The organism is Zunongwangia sp. L-65, from assembly GCF_056859415.1.
The window spans coordinates 1-19,131 of sequence record NZ_JBSXOK010000060.1 but is presented as its reverse complement, the minus strand read 5'-3'; the positions used below and the strand labels follow the sequence as shown (position 1 = coordinate 19,131).

Sequence of the window (19,131 nt, the reverse complement as noted above, 5' to 3'; positions counted from 1 at the left end):
ATACTCAATAATTATTATAAGTGCTTTGAAAAATTAAAATGAGACTTAAATAAATATTTGGAAGCACCGCATAAACCGGTGATGCTTTTAGCGGTAATTCGTGGGATCAGGAAAAAAGAAATCACGGATCACCGGATCTTTATTACTCCTGAGCTGCTATTAAATTTTAGGGAAACCATAATTTACATCGAAGTTTTTTGAGTAGTTTTAGTTAAGGTATAAAAGGAAGTGACAAATAACTTAATACGATCTAAAATACTTTGGATTAGTGGCGATTTGAACTCTAAAAATACCCATTATCAGGTATTGTTTGGATATTTTTTAAACTGTAATTTCAACCATATATCAAATATTATGAACATTTTAAAAAATACAACAAACATTTATTGAAAACAGGATTTAATGGCTCATTGAGTATTTATCAACCATTTTAATTAGTCAAATGATCACTTTTGATAAATGGTCTGGATTTGAAGTAATTGGACAAATTTTGAACCTGATGAAAGGTCTGGAATTTCAAAAGCTGATATTGATTTTGGAATAGAAACAGGTGTAAATGTAGAATCTAAAATTAGTAGAGATGGATAAATTCCAAATAGCCGACTTTCTATTGAGGATACTGGTTTAGTGATTGAATTTAAAAATAAAGCTTCGTATGTTTTAAAGACTGGAGGAACAAAAGTCAATTTCGGTCTCGTTAATCTGGATTACCGATTTGTCTTCTATGGGATTTAGTTTCTTTTTTTGAGAGTATTTTAATAGTAGCCGTTAGGCTATAGGTAAATTTAGAGGAATACAGGTTTTACTAGTGCATGATTCTAGTAAAACCACTGAAATTTATACGCATGTAGCCAGAAATACTTTTAGAACAATTAAAAGTCTGCGAGATTAGTATTTGAAATAAAGTAGATATGACACAACTTGTTATGTTATCCGTAAGTAGTGCCCAATAAAACAAAATTAACCAATCAAATCATTACATATGGAAATCAAAGAATTTGACTTAAAACCAATCCCAAGAAATTTTGACACCAAAGGAAGTCAAGATGAAATCTACTTGTCTATTAAAATAGGGAATGGACAAATTGGAGGAAATAGAGTGTTTTTAGATGGACAAATTATTGCAAAAGGAAATTTAACAGAACCAACATACATAGGAGGTTCGGAACTACTAAAGGATAAAATACTTTCTGTTGAAACAAACGTTTTAGACGTAAATGGTTTTACTAATAGATGTGTAATAACAACTTCCTTTGTTAACCAAGACAATGAAGAACTTTATTCTAAAATTGATAAAGGAGATGCACCAGAAAATGGAGTGGCAAGCTTTAAGGGAAAATACCTAATCAAATATGCCTTGACTTTACTAATTTTTTTTTATTTTTTAATCAAATATTATTAGCCCAAAATGACTCTGAAAACATTGAATTTTCAAATTTAGAAACACCAACATCACCAGGTTTAATTCTATTTGACGAAACGCCCTCTTCAATTGAAAAATCAACAACACCACAGGGTTTGGGTTTAAATTTATTAGGTCTTGCAAAAAATGGTGGTGCTCTAGAATTTGCACCTTTTTGGTTAAAAGACCATCCAAATTTAACCGCAGAGGATATGTATAAAACTAAAAGTCCCGTACTGTCTCATCTTGGAGTCTCTATGGCGACTATTAGCTCGGATACTTTAACATTCATATCAGGTGGCATTAGAACTAGGCTATTCCAGTCATATGGTAAAAATGTCAAAAAATTAGATTCTCTAAAAGCAGATATTGAAAATATACTTTCTTCTGATTTAACTAATAAGGAAAATTTGAAAAAACTTGATTCCTTGAGACAAAAATATGTCGATATAACAGAAAAACCCGTTTTTAATATTGATTTAGCCGCAGCTATTGGTGCAAGTGCTGAATCTAATTCCTACTCTGAATTAGAATTAAATCGATGGGCAATTTGGACAACCCTTAATTTTAGACCCAAAGGAGATGATTTCTATTTCACAGCCTTAGCTAGATACATTAACAACGAAGATTTTGAAGGGACAAATATTAAAGCAGACCTTATTGATGTAGGAACTAGGTTCAACTATGACATATCAAAATTTACAGTTTCTTTAGAATACGTTCAAAGATTAAACACAACCTCGGAAATTTATGATAATTATAGAGTAGCGGTAATAGGAAGTTATAAATTGTCTGATAACGTTTTTGTCACATCTACTTTCGGTAAAAATTTTAATGATGTTAATAATATTATAGCTTTAGCAGGGTTAAATTTTGGTTTTTCTCAAAAGAAAGTTAAGGCGTTCTAGGTATTAAAAGTTTGAACATTTAAAACAATTCATTATGAACGCTATTTTATGGATAGGATTAGGCTTTTTAGTCGTTTTAGTAATTTTTTTAATAATTGTCTTCTTTTATAAAGAGAAGATATCAAGACAACAATATACTATTTTAAACAGTTCGATTTTAAGGGAAGCTTACACAGGCACACCGTGTATAATTCATTGCTAGTAATTACCTACTTACGAAAATGCTCGTGGATTTTCTACCAGTCGTTCGGTTTTTATTCGCTGAATTAGGTGTTTAAACACACCACTAATCATACACAATCACGTTAGCCGCAAGTTAAAAAAACGTACGTATAAAATCAAAATTAAGAAGTATAGCAAGCTGAAATTTCTTTTCCTCCTTCATACAGTTTTCCCCAATCGCAAAGACTTTCTAAAATAGGAACTAAATCCAAGCCTTTATTAGTCAAAACATATTTAATTCCAACAGGAACAGTATCCGGAATTTCCTGTTTCACCAAAATAGCGTGAGTTTCCAACTCTTTTAATTGTCTTGCCAAAACGGTTTCCGAAATATTAGGCAATTCCTTCTGTAATAAATGAAACCGATTATTGCCCTGAGAAATGGAATAAACAATTTGAGATTTCCAACGACCGCTTATGATTGCAATTGCTGAATTTAACTCGCAAACCTGAAATAAAAATTGTTCGTTTTCGAAATTCGTTGATTGTTCTTTTCTTATAATCAATGATTTAAATACTAACAATTTTGTTAGCTATTGTTTTAAAAACAGTCTTTTGAGACCTTTGATAAAAATACAAAAAAGTGAAAAATTTCGTTTCAATTACAATATTTATGGTATTGACACAATCCCTATTTGCTCAAAAAGTTTTTAGGATAAAATCGGACAACCTTGAAACAAAAGTCCCAATTCTTGTACAAAAACCCGAGAATTATGAATCTACAAAAAGTTATCCATTGGTTTTTACGCTTCACGGATATAGTGAAAATTATGAACAATGGAATAAAACTACCGATTTGAAAAAATTAGCAACTGATTACCAAATGATTTTAGTTTGTCCTGAAGGCTTTGTCAATTACTATTTGAACAGCCCGAATTTGGAAAACTTTTATTATGAAGATTTCTTCTTTCAAGAACTTATTCCAAAAATCGAGAAAAAATATAGTATTGAAAAGAAGAATATTTTTATAACTGGTTTAAGTATGGGGGGTTACGGAGCATTAAGCTTATTCATAAAACATTCTGATTTTTTCAATGCTGCTGCTTCAACAAGCGGAGCTCTCGAATTTGACTATGAAAACTTCAAAGAAATCAGCTTGAAATTCTTTGAAAGTGAGCGAATGACAAAAGATTTAGAAATAACATTGGGAAACCCAAAAGAAAATGATTGGAAAAAATTTAGTATTTCGTCTTTAATTGAAAGCAATCGTGACTTTACTAAAGGATTTTTCATTGACTGCGGTTTAGATGACCCATTGCTTTCAAATACGTTAAAAATCAAAGATTTGGCATTATCTAAAAAATTACCCATAAGATTTTCAGTTCAACCCGGAGAACACAACATAGAATATTGGAGAAAATCCATTGAGTATCATTTTATCTATTTTAAGCAGCATCTAAAACAGAATAAAAAACCTGTGGCTAACAACGATAACCGTTGCACAACCCAATAATTTCAAAAAAAGAGAGTTATTCTGATTTGTCGTAATGGGTAAGTGTTGTTTTTTAATTATATAGAATTCTTAAAAACTGCTTTTAATTCGAAGTTTGATTCAAGAAGAACTTGTGCAATTTGGCCGTATCCCCCGTAACCTGACCGCTAACGATATTCCCTGTAATATTCATAATGACATCGGCTTGCTCACGTCCGTAATCTTTACGAAGCTGACTAAAATCCTGATTTCCCAAACAAGTAGAAACTTTATTGCTCCGGGCAGTGGCAATCAGGCTATCCATATTGTTCAGGTAGATGGTCGGGAATTCATCAAAAATAAGACTACTCTTTAGCTTTCCTTCTTTGTTCACCATCTTGATTAGCCGGATTACATAGAGGGATAATATCGCTCCGTAAATCTGTATTTTTTGCGGATTGTTCCCCATACATACAATCTTAGGATCATCGGGATTTTCTTGCTATTAGACAATGCTTCCCTGTCAACTTTTTGTCCGGCGGCATCATTGTCCAGATATAACTTTATTGACTTGTGTGATTCCAGAAACGGACGTGCTTTTTCAAACAGGGAAAGGGAATTTAAAATAACAAAATCAGAAGTATTATTCACCTCATTTTCCCTGATACTTTTGAACGAAAGAAAATCCATAAAGCCCTCGAATACGGTCACCTCATCGGAAGCATTTTTTACAGTAGTAATATCCTTTGGAGAACTGCTTGCTTTGAAATAAGGATTACGTATTTCAAATCCGTCGGAATCATTTTTAAACCCAATTCCGTAATAGCTTTTAGCATTCAGTTCATAATGTACTTCCCGGCAATATTGGGTTGCTATTTCAACAGGAATTTTTCGCTGTCCCATATAGCTGATCAATGTGTATGAACTAAGCTCAACCTCTTTTAAAATTTTAAGTTGATGCTCCGGTGCATTTTCTATTTTGGGAATAATTTTTAAGGGCTTTTGAAAGGAAAAACCATCATCCAATTTTTTTTTAAATTCTCCAACGGAACAACTATAATATTGAATCCCAAAGTCGATCATATTCCCTCCTTTCCCAAGTCCGTGATCATACCACCGGTTCAGTCTTCGATTAACCTTAAAAGAGGGTGTCTTCTCCTGCCGTAATGGTGAAAGATACCAATAGTCATTGTTCCTGATATTTGAAGGTTCATAACCTAATAAGGACAGGTACTGAACCATATCCATTTCCTTAGCTTCCACAATGGAAAGTTTTTGTTTCCTGAAATCCATAACCGCACATTTTCATCTTCACTATTCAGTTCACGGACGTAAAGTTAAACAAGTAGTATGGCTTCTACCTATCCTCATTATATTTTGAATGGGATGACAGTCAGTATATTAAAAGATAATCAAGAATGAATTTTGCTCTTTTTAAAACTGTGGTTTTAGGTAGCTCAACCAATTTATACCCGAAAAAAGAATAGGTTTCCTTCATTGTATCATAAGTGGCAACTGCTTCTTCAAAAGTCTGTTTTCTCTCGGCATCATTTACATAAATAGCTTTCCAAGGTGGAGTTATAAAAACCATAGGATGATATTGGTTTTCTTTTGCTGCCTGCCACATTATTTCAGGAATGGAAATATTGCAAAGTTTTAGGTATCCAATGACATCTGGAATACCACGGTCAAAAAATGTCAATCCACACTTCTCCGACACATTTTGAAAATCGTTGAGGGATTGCTGAAACATAGCCATTGCAAATCCTTTTTTGTCAAGCCACGGTAAACGATTTCCATCTGTTTTAATTTCTTTTTGGATAATACTTCTACCGGTTTCTTCAACCGAATGATATCCCATAACTGAAAGCTGTTTTATAACGGATGTCTTTCCCATTCCGGGACCTCCTGTAATAATAATAGTGCTTGATTTGTTTTTCATAGTTCTAATAATTATCTCCTTCATATTTTGATGAGGATGATTTCTTTTACTCTTAATACTTTTGTTATTAATGTTGAATGATTTAAAACGTGTGATTATGTTGACAACAAATGATGTAGCCAAAGTTTATGATACGATCTTAAGTATCCCTGGCATGAATGACACAGTGAAGATTGATTTGAGGATCTCACGTAAAAATGTGTTATTACTAAACCATGTAATTGAGCGTGGATTGGTCGTGAAAGATGATGAGAAAAATGATGGACTTCTATCTAATGTGCCCGAAGAAAATCTGGAAGAATTGAAAAGTATTGCCGGTCAGTATCTCGAAAAGGCCGGACTTATTGAACTCAAAGAAAAGTTGAATGAGTCAGGAAAAGGGAAGTAATGTATTCAGGCTGGTTATTCGGTTATCCAACCTTCTTCTTTTCTGATATTTTGAACCTTGTTTGCTATGAGCCAATCTTCAAATAATGAATCATTAATAGGAGTAAATTTAATAAATTCTCCTGAGGATAGCATTAAAGTAAAATCTTTTGCTACGGTAATGTATTTGAGGAGGTCTGAAGCTGAATAATGAAATCCGGGAAAATGCTGGGCGGCTGCTTTCATATCAATATTTTTATGGATTAATACCGCCTGATTTAAAATAGCGCAGGCAGCAACTTACAGCACTGAGGTCTTAGAAAACCCAACAACAATAAGTGCGCTCACGCAGTAGCATGAGCGTTCTTCACTTGTTGTCCTGCTGTTATCGAAATTTCCTAAGTTTCAGTGCCGGACTCAAAGCAAAACGCTTCAAGAATATTCTAACTAAGATAGCTGTTTGAGTTCAAACTTTATATAAAAAGATGTCCTTACAAAGAGCTATCTATACCTGGTAAATCATAGAACAGATTATTTAAAAACTAAGACATTCTTTTAACTATTCTTCCTAATTGTTTTAGTTTGTCTTCTATATGTTCTGACCAACGTTGTCCATAGCTTAGACGCATACAATTGTTAAATTGATTTTGTAAGGTAGACATCCTGCCCGGGGCAATGCTTATATTTTGGCGGATAGCCTTTTCGTATAGTTCTACAGTATTAATTTTTTCTTCCAATTCTACCCACAACATGAATCCTCCCTGAGGGTTGCTGATTTTGGTTTTCTCCGGAAAATATTCTGCTATTGCCCTGGCATAGTGCAAACTATTGGAGTATAATGTCTTTCGCAACTTTCTCAAATAATTTTCATAACGTCCTTTCTCCAAAAAGTTGGCAATTGCTTCTTGTGTTATGGTTGTGGAAGAAACGGTATGGATTAATTTCTGATGAATGATTTTTTCTTTGAATTTTCCGGGGGCTATCCAACCTACCCGATAGCCTGGAGCAAGAGTTTTAGAAACCGATCCTATCCATAAAACCAATCCTTCTTTGTCAAACGCCTTACAGGGCTTAGGGCGGTTGCTTCCAAAATATACATCTCCATACAGATCATCTTCTATCAAAGGAATTCCATACTTGGCTAGCATAGAAACCACTTCCTTTTTATGTGTTTCAGGCATACAACTCCCCAATGGATTGTTAAAATTAGAAATCAGAATACAGGTTTTAATTTTAGGAATTACTTTTTTCAAAGCTTCCAGTTCCACGCCGGTAATAGGATTTGTAGGAAGTTCAATAACGTGCAGTCCCAGGCTTTTTGCTAATTGTAATATTCCGAAATAAACAGGGCTTTCTACTGCAATGGTATCTCCCTTTTTGGTAAGTGCCATCAATGCAAATGAAAGGGCATTCATTGCTCCTGCGGTAGTAATAATGTCTTCCTCCTGTAAATTACCATTCCAAGTATAGGTGAACCGGGCAATATCCCTGCGTAGTTTCTGGTTTCCCTGTATATTTTCATACTCAGTTCCACCTCCTTTAAGGTTTCGCATGGCATTCACCAGTTCCTTGTTCAATTTTGCTATAGGCAACAATTCATTCTCCGGTACTCCCAAAGAGAATCGGGTAATCCTGGTATCATTTAATGAGGTATATACTTTAGCGATTAGGCTTTCCACACATTCCGGCTCCTCAATTCCTTCTGGATTACTGGTTGAGGGTACAGATAATTGATTGGGTTTGTAATTAACAAAATACCCTGATTTAGGTCTGGAGATAATTAACCCTAGTGATTCCAGTTCCAGGTAGGCCTGAATAACCGTGTTCATACTAACCCCATATTCTCTCTTTAGATCTCTAAGAGAAGGCATTTTTTCCCCGGTCTTTATAGTGCCGCTTTGAATCTGATCTGATAATGTTTCGGCAATTTTTTGATATAGTGTAGTCTTCATTATAAAATCTGTATCCCTCAAAATTAATAAAATTGTATCTGTAACCATTCATTTTTTCTGCTTTATTTTGTTATAAAAATTACCTACTTGCTATGAATAAAAATCTATTAGCATATTTATCTCTTATTATCGTATGCTTAGTATGGGGCTCTACCTACTTTGCAATCCGAATAGGCGTAGCCACTTTTCCTCCCTTTCTATTTTCTGCTATTCGGCAAATCATGGCAGGAGGCATCATGCTGGTCGCATTAAAAATCATTGGAAAACTTCAGCTTAGAAGATCGGATTTACTTAATCAATCCATTACCGGTATTTTAATGGTCACTTTAGGCAATGGCGTAATTGGTTGGTGCGAACGTTACATTACCAGTGGACTGGCCGCATTGATATTATCACTTATTCCTGTATTTGTGGTAGTAATCAGCTATCTGTTTGGTTTTGATAGAAGAAAACCGCACATTTTGATCTTATTTGGATTGATATTGGGTTGTTTGGGAATTATACTCATTTTCAGGGATAATCTAAAAGATATTGCCAATCCGGAATATTTTCTAGGAATGCTTATTGCATTTGGAGCCTGCCTGGCATGGGCTTCGGGAAGTGTCTTCAGTAAGTTCAAAATTTTAAATCATAAAAATGTTTTCCAAAATGCAGCCTTACAACTGCTCACGGGAGGGATTGCATTAGTGCTTTTTAGCCTCTTTTTAGACGACTACACAGAGCTAAAAGTAATTTCAGGCAAAAGTATATGGGCATTAGCATACCTTATCGTATTTGGCTCTATTATCGCTTACTCCAGTTTTGTATATGCCCTGAAAAATTTACCCATTGGTGTCTCCTCTTTATACGCATACATCAATCCTTTTATAGCCATTATGCTAGGGTATTTTTTCCTGAATGAACCCCTTACGGATATAACGCTATTAGCTTTAACCGCTACACTTTCCGGTGTGTATTGTATCAACAGGGGATATCGAAAAATGGCAATACAATGAGAATAGAACAAACCATCATAACAGATATTTCCAGTGTTGAAAAAATATACACAGAAGCAATTGCATATCAACATCATCAAACTGGTTACAGTTGGTATCCATTCAGCTCATCTTTCATAAAACAAGAGATTGAAGAGAAAAGACATTTGAAGGTAGTGACTGACGAAAATGAAATTGCAGGCGTTTTTTCCGTAATGAATGTTGACCCCATCATTTGGAATGATGATAAAGGGAAGGAAGCCATCTATCTACATCGAATGGCAATTCTCAACAATTACAGAGGGAAAAATATAGCTAAAAGAGTTGTAGAATGGGCAATGATTGAAGCCTTTAAAAGCAAAAAGAAATTTATAAGAATTGATACCTGGGCCAGTAATAAGAAATTGATAACCTATTACCAAAACTTAGGGTTCCGGTTAATCGGGAAAAAACAATTGCCCCCTAAAAGTAATCTTCCTGCCCATTACAACAATTTTGAAGTCAGCTTATTTGAAATAAAATTATGATAAACATACACATAGCACCATACCGTCCTGAATGGCAACCTTACTTTGAAAAATTCAACAAAGCCTGGATTGAAAAACATTTTGTATTGGAAGCTCTTGACAACTATGTCCTGACTCATCCTGAAGAAGCTATTTTAAAAGATGGGGATGAAATTTTATTTGCGCTTCATAACCAAACGGTAATAGGTGCCGTGGCATTGAAAAAAATAGACAATGCTACTATGGAACTTACCAAAATGGCTGTGGACGAGGCTTTTCACGGACTTGGGGCAGGTACAATACTATGTAAATCAGCCCTGGAAAAAGCAAAAGAACTAGAAGAAAAAAAATTAGTGCTCTATACTCAATCTGCTTTAAAACCTGCTTTAAGCATTTATAAAAAATTTGGGTTTCAACAAATACCCATAGAACAGGGCATTTATAAAAGAGTAGACACTAAAATGGAATTAAACATAAAATAGTAAGCTATGGAAACACAGGCAATAGACATTCACAAAAATGATCAGAGTAAACAATCAGCATTCAATTATGATGATTTTAATTTTGGGACACAGCCTACCGATCACCTATTCCTGAGCGAATATGATCATGGAAACTGGACATCCCCAAGAATTGTACCCACACAACATTTTTCATTAAGCCCTTTTGCGCTTTGTCTTCACTATGGGCAAACCGTTTTTGAAGGAATGAAAGCTTTTCGTCAGGATAACGGACATGTACATATTTTTCGCCCCGAAAAGCATCACCAACGTTTCAATCGTTCTTTGGAGCGTATGTGCATGCCGCCCATAGAAAAAGAACATTTCATCAATGCTTTGGAAGAATTAGTAAGGCTTGAACAGCATTGGATTCCACAGGATAAAGAAGTAAGTCTATATATGCGTCCCTTTGTTTTTGCTACGGAGCCACGTTTGGGGGTTAAAGTGGCTGATAACTATACGTTTTGTATTACCTGTACCCCAATGGGACTATACTATCCCAAACCGGTAAGGGTAAAAGTTGAAACCCAATACGTTCGGGCAGCCGAAGGCGGTGTGGGTTACGTCAAATGTGGCGGAAACTACGGAGCTGCCTTTTACCCTACACAACAGGCAAAAGAACAGGGGTTCGATCAAATTATCTGGACAGATGCCAAAACACATCAGTTTTTGGAAGAAGCTGGAACTATGAATATGATGGTAATGCTCAAGGATACACTCATCACTCCACGTTTAAGCACTTCTATCCTGGATGGGGTGACCCGAAATTCCATTATCCAGATTGCCAGGGATAAAGGAATGAAGGTGGAAGAACGGGCTATCAGCTATCAGGAACTGGAAGATGCGTTTAATGCCGGAAATCGAGTGGAACTTTTTGGTGTGGGTACCGCAGCAGTTATTTCTCCAGTATATAGCATTCAGATACAAGGCAAAGACTATTCCCCTTACATAGAAGATGATGCTATAATGTTTCAACTAAAAACAGCTTTGGAGAACATCCGACAAGGAAGAACTAAAGACACCCACTCATGGAATCACTTTATCTAAAATAAGCATCCTATGAATGAAAAAGATCAATATCCAATAGGCCGATATAAAGAAAACCTGGAATTACCTCAGCAGATGCAACAACAATGGATTGCTACTATTGCATCATTGCCTTTGCGTATCAAAGAAGAAGTACAGTCGCTCACGCAGCTTCAATTGGACACCCCGTACCGGGAAAATGGTTGGACACTCAGGCAGGTTATTCATCATCTGGCAGACAGTAATATAAATTGTTTTGCACGTATCAAATTTGCGTTGACCGAAGAAAATCCAAATATTAAACCTTTTGCAGAAAAGCTTTGGGCAGACCTGTTTGATGCCAAACTAACAGACATTGCCCCTTCTCTAAAAATACTCGAAGGGATTCATGAGCGCTGGGTTGCTCTTCTGGAAAATCTGAAAGAAAAGGATTGGCAAAAATCCTTTTTTCATCCTGAACTTCAAAAAAACCAGACTATAGCTCAGGCAATGGACAAATACAGTTGGCACTGCAAACATCATTTGGCGCACATTGTAAATACAAAAGAAAAAATGGGATGGAATTAAAGAAAAACTACAGCATAAAAACAGGGTATAACAATATGGATATCCAGGCCATTCACCAATTTCTATGCTTGGAGAGCTATTGGGCAAAAGGAATTTCTAAGGAACAGGTTGAAAAAGCATTGCAGCACTCTTTTTGTATCGGGGTGTTTCTAGCCGACAAACAAATAGGCTTTGCCAGACTGATTACGGATTATACCACATTTGCTTATTTGGCAGATGTGTATATTCTGGAACAGCACCGGGGAGAAGGACTCTCTAAAAAACTGATGGAATACTTAATGAGTTTAGACAACGTAAAAGGAATGAGAAGGATATTATTGGCTACACTCGATGCACACGCACTATATAGCAAATTCGGTTTCCAATCTCCTGAAAACCCGGAAAGACTTATGGAGATAAAAAGAAATAATTTATACAGCAAATAGCTGTTGAAATAACATAAAAGGTCGGATGGCTGAGTGGTTAGGCAAGGATACGCAATATCCTTTACAATGGTTCAAATCCATTTCCGACCTCAAATCAATAACCTTGGGGCGATTCCACAATTTATGAATGTATATGACCTGCTTATAAATGATAAAGAAAAGGTTCTCCTTGATGAGGTCTTACTTGACTGTGAAAATCAAGATCAAATAAAGCAACTCATTAGGGAACACAAACACATTAACGAACTATCAAAATACGGGCTGCCTGTTAATAATAAAATTTTGCTTCACGGCAGTTCAGGATGTGGTAAAACAATGACTGCAAAAGCTATTGCAAGTAGTTTGGGTAAAAACATCCTTATACTCAATTTGAGCAATATTATCTGTTCTCGAATAGGGGAAACATCAAAAAACCTCAAACAGATTTTTGATAAAGCAGGCAGGGAAAAGTCGGTGTTATTTTTAGATGAATTTGACCAGGTAGGCAAAGCAAGGGGAAACGATGAGAAGGATGTAGGGGAAATGAGAAGACTAGTAAATACCATTATCCAACTAATGGATTATTTCCCTGAAAATGCCTTATTGATTTGCGCCACGAATCATAAGGAAATGATTGACACAGCACTGATAAGGAGATTTCAGATTAGGATTCAATACAGCTTGCCTAGCAAGGAATTATTAGACAGCTATTACAACAAATTGCTGGCTGTATTTCCCGAAAACATGCAAACTATTAAAAGGGATTATAGTCTATCATTTGCTGAAGCTAAAGATTATACCTACACACTTATAAAATCTATGTTGCTGGATGAGTTAGAGCAATAGGAAAAAGCAATGCAATATGAACAGTGAAATAATACATAACCTGCAAACTATTCAACAGCGAATACAAAACGCCTGTACCGAAAGCAATCGTGATTGTAGTGAGGTAAAATTACTATTGGCCACCAAAACCGTTTCGCCAGAGCGTATTAAAGCAGCCTTAAATTCAGGACAAACATTGATTGCCGAAAATAAGGTGCAGGAATTAAAAGCTAAATACGATGCCTTAAAAGGCACCCCGCACACCAGTCATTTTATCGGGCATTTACAGACCAATAAGATCAAAGAAATTTTAAAATATGAGGTCTCTTGCATTCAATCCCTTGACCGGTTGGACTTAGCAGAGAAATTACAACAGCGATTGGAATTTGAGAACAAGCAAATAGAGGTTTTTATACAAGTAAACACTTCTAATGAAGAAAGTAAATTTGGTGTACATCCCAGCAAAGCTATTGACTTGGTGCAACAAGTAGCAAAATTCGATAGACTAAAAATAATGGGATTAATGACCATAGGATTATTTAGTGCCGAAACGGAAAAAGTCTGTCCATTTTTTCGCTTACTGAAAAACATACAGCAGGAAATTATTGCTTTAAATATCCCCAACGTAGTAATGAAGGAATTGTCAATGGGAATGAGTGGAGATTTAGAAACAGCGATAATAGAAGGAGCTACTATAATTAGAGTAGGCACAGCAGTCTTCGGGCAGCGTATGTACCCTGACAGTTATTATTGGAATGAAAATAAAGCATACCTATGAATGTCCATTATTTACAACACGTACCCTTTGAAGGTTTAGGAGCTATTAAAATCTGGTTGGATGATAAAGAACACAAAATATCCTCCACAAAATTTCATGATCCTGAGTTTCTACTACCTGATATTTCAGCGATAGATGCCTTGATTGTACTGGGAGGTCCAATGGGTATTTACGAAGAATCGGTATATCAATGGTTAAAGGAAGAAAAATTGTTTAACAAATCCTGTATAGCCGCAGGCAAAAAAGTATTGGGAATTTGTTTGGGTGCACAACTCATTGCGGGTTGTTTAGGTGCAAAAGTAACTCCTGCCACTCATAAAGAGATAGGTTGGTTTCCGGTTTTTCCTACCGAAGAAAGTAAAAAGCTACCTTGGTTTTATAAGCTGTTCAGCAATAACCCCATCGTCTTTCACTGGCACGCAGACCGGTTCGAGATTCCTGATAACGGAAGTTTAGACCTATTGTATTCAGAAGCTAATAAGCATCAGGCTTTTTACTACAATAAAAAGGTAATAGGACTTCAATTTCATTTGGAAGTAACACAAACCAGCTTATTGCAAATGCTTGAAAATGGAAAAGAAGACATAGAACCGCTTCCTTATGTACAATCTGAAGCAGAAATCCATACAGGGGTACAAAACACAAGTACGTGTAACACACTTATGAATGAACTTTTAAATAATTGGCTCTATGAAAACAATCAGTAACGAACGAAAAAAGCAATTACAGGAAAGTTTTAACCGTTCCAAAATGATGGAATTATTTGGAGCAGAAATAACCGGAATTGGTGAGGGCTATTTTGAAATTACCGTTGCTAAACAAGAATTTATGGCTCGCCCCGCAGGAATGTTCAACGGCAGTACCATTGCTACTTTAGTAGATGTTTCCTCTGGTTATGCAGGAGCTTCGGCAAAACCGGAAGACAGTTACTTTACTACGGTTGAATTAAAAGTAAATTATCTAAATCCTGCTTTTGGAGAACAATTGGTGGCTAAAGCGCAGGTGGTAAAAAACGGAAAAGTACTTACTGTGGTGTGTTCAGATGTATTTAGTATTACGAATAAAGGCGAGGAAACACTAGCGGCAACTTCATTAGTAACCTTAATGCAGTTATCCAAAAAAGCGCCTGACAAACAAATAGACTGAACGAATTATGGAAATAACCAATATCAACACCTTTCTGGACTATTATGGAAAAATCAGGGAACGGACGAACCGATTGATAGCTGTTATTCCACCAGAACACATGGATTGGGCGTATAGACCCGGAAAGTTTACCATAGCCGACCAAATACGTCCTATTGCAGCAATAGAAAGATATATGTTTACCGAAACCATTTTAGGAAACCCATGTAGCTATAGCGGTTGTGGTAAAGAATTAGCAGATGGATACAATGAGGTAATTAGGTATTTTAATGAGAAACACGAGGAAACATTAGACATTTTAAAAAAGCTTAGCAATGATGATTTGCAACGAAAATGCCTGACACCCGCCAATACACCTATTACGGTATGGAAGTGGCTTCGTGCAATGACCGAACACGAAATTCATCACAGCGCACAGCTTTATATTTATCTGAACCTGTTGGATGTAAAGACACCGCCAATGTTTGGATTGAGTTCAGAAGAAATTATTCAAAACAGTCAATCAAAATAAATCGGTATGAATACAGAATTTGCCCAGGAATGGCTCATGGCGTGGAACAGTCACGATTTGAATAAAATAATGGAGCATTACAGCGAAAAAATTGATTTTGTATCTCCTATTATCCAGCAAATGGGAATAAACGCAGAAGGTAAAATTTCCAATAAAAGTGATTTAAAGGATTACTTTTCAAAAGCCCTGCAAAAATACCCCGACCTGCACTTTGAATTATATCATGAACTCAAAGGATCTCATTCAATCGTTTTGTTTTACCGAAGTGTAAATAACTCCTTTTCGGCAGAATATATGGAATTGAATAATGAAGGAAAAGTAAGTAAAGTAAGAGCACATTATAAAATCCAGTAAGAAAATGGAATACACAAAAATGAATTGGAATAGGAGTGCCTTGATCATCATTGACATGCAAAAGGATTTTGCAAAAAAAGATGGTGCATCATATATACAGGGAACCGAAGACGTTACGGAAAATATTGTCAAACTGGCATCTGTATTTCGTAACTGCCAACTTCCGGTCATCCACGTCATTAGACTTTATAAAGAGGATGGCAGTAATGCCGAGCTATGCAGAAAGAGCTTGTTTCAAGATGGTAAAAAAATCGTTTCCCCAGGTAGTAATGGAGCTAAAATAGTTACAGAATTATTACCCGAAAATGCAGAAAATTATTCAGATATATCGCTACTAAACGGCCAGATTATACCAATAGCCCCTTATGATTTTATAGTCTATAAACCTCGCTGGGGAGCTTTCTATAGCACACAATTAGATGATTGGCTTACCAGTCATCTAATCAATTCGTTGTTGATTGCAGGCTGCAATTTCCCCAATTGCCCCAGAACTACCATATATGAAGCTAGTGAAAGAGATTACCATATTAATATTGTTCCTGAGGCTATTTCCAGAATTTACCCTAAAGGTATCGATGAATTGAAAGGGATAGGTGTAGGTATTTGCTCCGTTAAAGAATTAAAAAATATAATCAAAACCAAAAGAGATGAATAGTTATTTGGAAAGCATTAAAAAACAATTTCTCTATTATAAAATGTTAGGAGAAAAAGCGATGGAACAACTAACTGAAGAACAATTGTTTTGGCAATACAATGAAGAAAGCAATAGCATCGCCATTCTAGTAAATCATATTGCTGGAAATATGTTATCAAGATTTACCGATTTTCTAACCACAGATGGAGAAAAGGGCTGTCGTAATCGGGATGCTGAATTTACGAATTCATTTTTGAACAAAACAGAAATGATGAACTATTGGAATAAAGGATGGGAATGTCTCTTAACTACGCTTGAACAATTATCAGAAAAAGACTTGGAAAAAATTATTTATATACGAAATGATGGCCATACCGTAGTAGAGGCCATTAATAGACAATTAGCTCACTACCCATATCATATTGGTCAGATGGTTTTCATTGCCAAAATGCTGAAAAACGAAGCGTGGAATACATTATCCATAGCCAGAAATAAATCAGGAGATTACAACAATCGAAAATTTTCACAGGAGAAAAGCAAAAGACATTATACAGATGACTTATAACCTCAAAAAATTATGACTACAAATACAGAAAACACCCCTCACTACACATGGGGAAATCATTGTGATGCCTGGATATTAATACAATCAGACCAAGTTATCATCAAAGAAGAAAAAATGCCACTAAATACGGAAGAACAAACACATTATCATAATGAAACTGCGCAATTCTTTTATATTCTTGAAGGCGTTGCAACATTTCTACTCAACAAAAAAGAAATTGTTGTAAAACAAAATGAAGGGATTAAAATTGAAAAAAAACAATCTCATAAAATTTGTAATAGACACTCAGAATACCTACGTTTTTTAGTGATATCATTTCCTGGCAATCCTATGGATAGAATCAATTTATAATCCTATAAAACAACCTGAATATTATAAAAAGGAAGAATATATAATTAACTGTAAGAATAGAGTCCGCAAATGAATTATCTTGAAAAATGCAAACAAATCATATCCACTTGAATGGCTCGATCTACTTATTACAGTCACGCTCAACCCCTCCAAAACAGATATAGGGGCAATTACCGATGTGCAGTTAAATAATATTATCCTTCGAATTTCTGAAGAAAATCCTCGGTTACAACTACTCATAAAAAGCCAGGTCTTTTCCACAAACAAGGAAAATGAAATAAAAAGAATTCCGCCGGAAAAAGCAATAGCACTATTGAAAGAAGATGGTATAGAAGTAACAGCGGAACAGGTGAAAGTAATCCTGGATTTTATGTATGAGATAGCGGATATTGTAGTAGATCAGTATCTGGCAAAACCTGCCTGATTTTCGTATATTTATAAACGGAATCAGGCTGTTAGATTAAACAACCTTAATACTTTGGAACGATGAAAATTGCAGATTTATACATACGGGTAAGCACGGATGAACAGGCCGACAAGGGATACTCACAACGGGATCAGGAAGAGCGTTTGCGCAAGTATTGTGAAATCAACCATATTCAGGTACGGAAAGTAATTTATGAGGATCATTCCGCAAAAACCTTTAAACGTCCTTCCTGGACAAAACTGCTCGGCATCCTTCGTAAATCCAGAGGACAGTCCGATTTGATATTGTTTACCAAATGGGACAGGTTCAGCCGGAATGCGGGAGATGCTTATCAGATGATCGGTACGTTGAGAAGATTGGGGGTAGAACCGCAGGCAGTGGAGCAACCACTCGATTTATCAATTCCTGAAAATAAAATGATGCTCGCCTTTTATCTGGCTCCTCCTGAAGTGGAGAATCACAGAAGAGCTCTAAATACCTTTCACGGGATGCGAAGGGCTAAAAAAGAAGGACGCTGGATGGGCCTTGCTCCAATCGGTTATAAAAACAAAATTGATGAGAGTGGTAGAAAATATATTGCACCAAGGGAAGTCCAGAGTGACATAATGAAATGGGTATTCAAAGAATTGGCAAAAAACACTTTTAGCACCGAGCAAATATGGAAAACAGCTAGAGAAAAAGAGCTTAAATGCAGTAAAAATAATTTCTGGACAGCTATCCGTAATCCTATGTATTGCGGTAAAATATTTATTCCTAAATACAAAGATGAAGAAAGTCAACTGGTCATGGGACAACACGAACCCTTGATATCTGAAGCTTTGTTCTATGATGTTCAGGATGTGCTCGACGGTCGTAAAAAAATAATGCGTACCAAAATAAAAGTAGATGACCGCTATCCCTTACGCGGTTTTGTCATTTGTCCAGACTGCGGGCGTATGTTAACTAGTAGTAAATCCAAAGGGCGTTCCAAATATTACTATTACTACCATTGCTCCGGTGGCTGTAAATTCAGACAAAAGGCGGAGTATATGAATGAAAAGATCGTTTCCGAGATTGGGAAATATGTGTATTCCATTCCTAGGCTCAACCTATTTAAAGAAGTCATTACTTCCGTATATAAATCAAAAACCAGAGACAGGATCGGAAATATACAGCAGTTAAAAATTCGTTTACAGGATGAAAACAATAAACTGAGTAAAGCCAGGGAACTGCTTTTATGTGGTGATATTGAAGCGGACGATTACCGAATGATGAAAGCGGATGCCGATAAAAAAATAAACAGGCTGGAAGCCAAACTCACAAGTTCGATTACAGACACGCAAAACGTGGAACCCCTGTGGGATAAGGCAATCAGCAATCT

General features: G+C 35.8%; 26 protein-coding genes and 1 pseudogene. 21 read left to right on the top strand and 6 right to left on the bottom strand.

All coding sequences use genetic code 11. The features are described from left to right. The first annotated feature begins 982 nt into the window (after nt 1–982). Both AC13DP_RS10270 and AC13DP_RS10265 read left to right on the top strand, forming a co-directional pair. Entirely contained in the window at nt 983–1,402 is a 420-nt protein-coding gene (locus AC13DP_RS10270; protein ID WP_347407460.1) for a hypothetical protein, read from the top strand. A gap of 116 nt (nt 1,403–1,518) precedes the next feature. Continuing rightward, nucleotides 1,519–2,310, top strand: a complete 792-nt coding sequence (locus tag AC13DP_RS10265; protein WP_347407459.1) for a hypothetical protein — start codon at nt 1,519–1,521, stop codon at nt 2,308–2,310. Between the two features lie 344 nt (nt 2,311–2,654). On the opposite strand, the gene AC13DP_RS10260 is transcribed toward AC13DP_RS10265, so the two are convergent. Next, nucleotides 2,655–3,038, bottom strand: coding sequence for a winged helix-turn-helix transcriptional regulator (locus tag AC13DP_RS10260; RefSeq protein ID WP_347407458.1), 384 nt, complete (start codon nt 3,036–3,038; stop codon nt 2,655–2,657). Between the two features lie 77 nt (nt 3,039–3,115). On the opposite strand from AC13DP_RS10260, the gene AC13DP_RS10255 reads away from it, so the two are divergent. Beyond that, on the top strand, nt 3,116–3,985 hold the full coding sequence (locus AC13DP_RS10255; protein ID WP_347407457.1) for an alpha/beta hydrolase: 870 nt from the start codon (nt 3,116–3,118) through the stop codon (nt 3,983–3,985). A gap of 118 nt (nt 3,986–4,103) precedes the next feature. Here AC13DP_RS10255 and AC13DP_RS10250 read toward each other — a convergent pair. The 3 genes and pseudogenes from AC13DP_RS10250 to AC13DP_RS10240 form a co-directional block, all read right to left on the bottom strand. Next, a pseudogene (locus AC13DP_RS10250) lies at nt 4,104–4,439 on the bottom strand (TraM recognition domain-containing protein); the annotation flags it as partial. Further along, complete coding sequence (locus tag AC13DP_RS10245; RefSeq protein ID WP_347407456.1) at nt 4,355–5,236, bottom strand: toprim domain-containing protein; 882 nt, start codon at nt 5,234–5,236, stop codon at nt 4,355–4,357. The pseudogene AC13DP_RS10250 and the gene AC13DP_RS10245, both read right to left, overlap by 85 nt. 100 nt (nt 5,237–5,336) lie before the next feature. Then, entirely contained in the window at nt 5,337–5,885 is a 549-nt protein-coding gene (locus AC13DP_RS10240) for an AAA family ATPase (RefSeq protein WP_483067739.1), read from the bottom strand. A 97-nt stretch (nt 5,886–5,982) separates the two neighbouring features. On the opposite strand from AC13DP_RS10240, the gene AC13DP_RS10235 reads away from it, so the two are divergent. After that, nucleotides 5,983–6,273: a hypothetical protein gene (locus AC13DP_RS10235; RefSeq protein WP_347407454.1), complete on the top strand. Its 291-nt coding sequence runs from the start codon at nt 5,983–5,985 to the stop codon at nt 6,271–6,273. A 14-nt stretch (nt 6,274–6,287) separates the two neighbouring features. Here AC13DP_RS10235 and AC13DP_RS10230 read toward each other — a convergent pair whose 3' ends face one another. Further along, nucleotides 6,288–6,497, bottom strand: coding sequence for a hypothetical protein (locus AC13DP_RS10230; RefSeq protein ID WP_228251644.1), 210 nt, complete (start codon nt 6,495–6,497; stop codon nt 6,288–6,290). A gap of 296 nt (nt 6,498–6,793) precedes the next feature. Beyond that, a complete protein-coding gene (locus AC13DP_RS10225) occupies nt 6,794–8,203 on the bottom strand; it encodes an aminotransferase-like domain-containing protein (RefSeq protein WP_347407453.1) in 1,410 nt (469 codons plus the stop codon). Between the two features lie 92 nt (nt 8,204–8,295). On the opposite strand from AC13DP_RS10225, the gene AC13DP_RS10220 reads away from it, so the two are divergent. The 17 genes from AC13DP_RS10220 to AC13DP_RS10140 form a co-directional block, all read left to right on the top strand. Further along, complete coding sequence (locus tag AC13DP_RS10220; protein ID WP_347407452.1) at nt 8,296–9,198, top strand: EamA family transporter; 903 nt, start codon at nt 8,296–8,298, stop codon at nt 9,196–9,198. Beyond that, nucleotides 9,195–9,704, top strand: coding sequence for a GNAT family N-acetyltransferase (locus AC13DP_RS10215; protein ID WP_347407451.1), 510 nt, complete (start codon nt 9,195–9,197; stop codon nt 9,702–9,704). Before AC13DP_RS10220 ends, AC13DP_RS10215 begins: the two co-directional genes overlap by 4 nt. Then, on the top strand, nt 9,701–10,165 hold the full coding sequence (locus AC13DP_RS10210; protein ID WP_347407450.1) for a GNAT family N-acetyltransferase: 465 nt from the start codon (nt 9,701–9,703) through the stop codon (nt 10,163–10,165). The genes AC13DP_RS10215 and AC13DP_RS10210 overlap by 4 nt, the downstream gene beginning before the upstream one ends. Nucleotides 10,166–10,171: 6 nt before the next feature. Continuing rightward, nucleotides 10,172–11,230, top strand: a complete 1,059-nt coding sequence (locus tag AC13DP_RS10205; protein WP_347407449.1) for a branched-chain amino acid aminotransferase — start codon at nt 10,172–10,174, stop codon at nt 11,228–11,230. Between the two features lie 12 nt (nt 11,231–11,242). Beyond that, nucleotides 11,243–11,776, top strand: a complete 534-nt coding sequence (locus AC13DP_RS10200; protein ID WP_347407448.1) for a YfiT family bacillithiol transferase — start codon at nt 11,243–11,245, stop codon at nt 11,774–11,776. After that, a complete protein-coding gene (locus AC13DP_RS10195) occupies nt 11,767–12,201 on the top strand; it encodes a GNAT family N-acetyltransferase (RefSeq protein WP_347407447.1) in 435 nt (144 codons plus the stop codon). The genes AC13DP_RS10200 and AC13DP_RS10195 overlap by 10 nt, the downstream gene beginning before the upstream one ends. A gap of 123 nt (nt 12,202–12,324) precedes the next feature. Further along, a complete protein-coding gene (locus tag AC13DP_RS10190; RefSeq protein ID WP_347407446.1) occupies nt 12,325–13,026 on the top strand; it encodes an AAA family ATPase in 702 nt (233 codons plus the stop codon). A 16-nt stretch (nt 13,027–13,042) separates the two neighbouring features. After that, entirely contained in the window at nt 13,043–13,783 is a 741-nt protein-coding gene (locus tag AC13DP_RS10185) for a YggS family pyridoxal phosphate-dependent enzyme (protein WP_347407445.1), read from the top strand. Then, nucleotides 13,780–14,490: a type 1 glutamine amidotransferase gene (locus AC13DP_RS10180; RefSeq protein WP_347407444.1), complete on the top strand. Its 711-nt coding sequence runs from the start codon at nt 13,780–13,782 to the stop codon at nt 14,488–14,490. The genes AC13DP_RS10185 and AC13DP_RS10180 overlap by 4 nt, the downstream gene beginning before the upstream one ends. Further along, nucleotides 14,474–14,929, top strand: a complete 456-nt coding sequence (locus AC13DP_RS10175) for a PaaI family thioesterase (RefSeq protein WP_347407443.1) — start codon at nt 14,474–14,476, stop codon at nt 14,927–14,929. Before AC13DP_RS10180 ends, AC13DP_RS10175 begins: the two co-directional genes overlap by 17 nt. Before the next feature lie 7 nt (nt 14,930–14,936). Next, nucleotides 14,937–15,440, top strand: coding sequence for a DinB family protein (locus AC13DP_RS10170; RefSeq protein WP_228251655.1), 504 nt, complete (start codon nt 14,937–14,939; stop codon nt 15,438–15,440). 6 nt (nt 15,441–15,446) lie between these two features. Then, nucleotides 15,447–15,794, top strand: a complete 348-nt coding sequence (locus AC13DP_RS10165) for a nuclear transport factor 2 family protein (RefSeq protein ID WP_228251656.1) — start codon at nt 15,447–15,449, stop codon at nt 15,792–15,794. A 4-nt stretch (nt 15,795–15,798) separates the two neighbouring features. Then, complete coding sequence (locus AC13DP_RS10160; RefSeq protein WP_347407442.1) at nt 15,799–16,449, top strand: cysteine hydrolase family protein; 651 nt, start codon at nt 15,799–15,801, stop codon at nt 16,447–16,449. Next, nucleotides 16,442–16,993 carry a DUF1572 family protein gene (locus tag AC13DP_RS10155; protein WP_347407441.1) on the top strand — a complete coding sequence of 184 codons (552 nt, stop codon included), beginning with the start codon at nt 16,442–16,444 and terminating at the stop codon, nt 16,991–16,993. The genes AC13DP_RS10160 and AC13DP_RS10155 overlap by 8 nt, the downstream gene beginning before the upstream one ends. Before the next feature lie 12 nt (nt 16,994–17,005). Then, complete coding sequence (locus tag AC13DP_RS10150) at nt 17,006–17,344, top strand: cupin domain-containing protein (RefSeq protein ID WP_347407440.1); 339 nt, start codon at nt 17,006–17,008, stop codon at nt 17,342–17,344. 79 nt (nt 17,345–17,423) lie between these two features. After that, a complete protein-coding gene (locus AC13DP_RS10145; protein WP_483067738.1) occupies nt 17,424–17,768 on the top strand; it encodes a hypothetical protein in 345 nt (114 codons plus the stop codon). Nucleotides 17,769–17,830: 62 nt separating this feature from the next. Beyond that, nucleotides 17,831–19,131 (top strand): recombinase family protein (locus tag AC13DP_RS10140; RefSeq protein WP_483067737.1); only part of this gene is annotated, 1,301 nt, incomplete at its 3' end.

Coding starts and splice junctions, on each gene's coding strand:
- AC13DP_RS10270 (WP_347407460.1), top strand. CDS start 983: ATGGAAATCAAAGAATTTGACTTAAAACCAATCCCAAGAAATTTTGAC.
- AC13DP_RS10245 (WP_347407456.1), bottom strand. CDS start 5,236: ATGGATTTCAGGAAACAAAAACTTTCCATTGTGGAAGCTAAGGAAATG.
- AC13DP_RS10240 (WP_483067739.1), bottom strand. CDS start 5,885: ATGAAAAACAAATCAAGCACTATTATTATTACAGGAGGTCCCGGAATG.
- AC13DP_RS10235 (WP_347407454.1), top strand. CDS start 5,983: ATGTTGACAACAAATGATGTAGCCAAAGTTTATGATACGATCTTAAGT.
- AC13DP_RS10230 (WP_228251644.1), bottom strand. CDS start 6,497: ATGAAAGCAGCCGCCCAGCATTTTCCCGGATTTCATTATTCAGCTTCA.
- AC13DP_RS10225 (WP_347407453.1), bottom strand. CDS start 8,203: ATGAAGACTACACTATATCAAAAAATTGCCGAAACATTATCAGATCAG.
- AC13DP_RS10220 (WP_347407452.1), top strand. CDS start 8,296: ATGAATAAAAATCTATTAGCATATTTATCTCTTATTATCGTATGCTTA.
- AC13DP_RS10215 (WP_347407451.1), top strand. CDS start 9,195: ATGAGAATAGAACAAACCATCATAACAGATATTTCCAGTGTTGAAAAA.
- AC13DP_RS10210 (WP_347407450.1), top strand. CDS start 9,701: ATGATAAACATACACATAGCACCATACCGTCCTGAATGGCAACCTTAC.
- AC13DP_RS10205 (WP_347407449.1), top strand. CDS start 10,172: ATGGAAACACAGGCAATAGACATTCACAAAAATGATCAGAGTAAACAA.
- AC13DP_RS10200 (WP_347407448.1), top strand. CDS start 11,243: ATGAATGAAAAAGATCAATATCCAATAGGCCGATATAAAGAAAACCTG.
- AC13DP_RS10195 (WP_347407447.1), top strand. CDS start 11,767: ATGGAATTAAAGAAAAACTACAGCATAAAAACAGGGTATAACAATATG.
- AC13DP_RS10190 (WP_347407446.1), top strand. CDS start 12,325: ATGAATGTATATGACCTGCTTATAAATGATAAAGAAAAGGTTCTCCTT.
- AC13DP_RS10185 (WP_347407445.1), top strand. CDS start 13,043: ATGAACAGTGAAATAATACATAACCTGCAAACTATTCAACAGCGAATA.
- AC13DP_RS10180 (WP_347407444.1), top strand. CDS start 13,780: ATGAATGTCCATTATTTACAACACGTACCCTTTGAAGGTTTAGGAGCT.
- AC13DP_RS10175 (WP_347407443.1), top strand. CDS start 14,474: ATGAAAACAATCAGTAACGAACGAAAAAAGCAATTACAGGAAAGTTTT.
- AC13DP_RS10170 (WP_228251655.1), top strand. CDS start 14,937: ATGGAAATAACCAATATCAACACCTTTCTGGACTATTATGGAAAAATC.
- AC13DP_RS10165 (WP_228251656.1), top strand. CDS start 15,447: ATGAATACAGAATTTGCCCAGGAATGGCTCATGGCGTGGAACAGTCAC.
- AC13DP_RS10160 (WP_347407442.1), top strand. CDS start 15,799: ATGGAATACACAAAAATGAATTGGAATAGGAGTGCCTTGATCATCATT.
- AC13DP_RS10155 (WP_347407441.1), top strand. CDS start 16,442: ATGAATAGTTATTTGGAAAGCATTAAAAAACAATTTCTCTATTATAAA.
- AC13DP_RS10150 (WP_347407440.1), top strand. CDS start 17,006: ATGACTACAAATACAGAAAACACCCCTCACTACACATGGGGAAATCAT.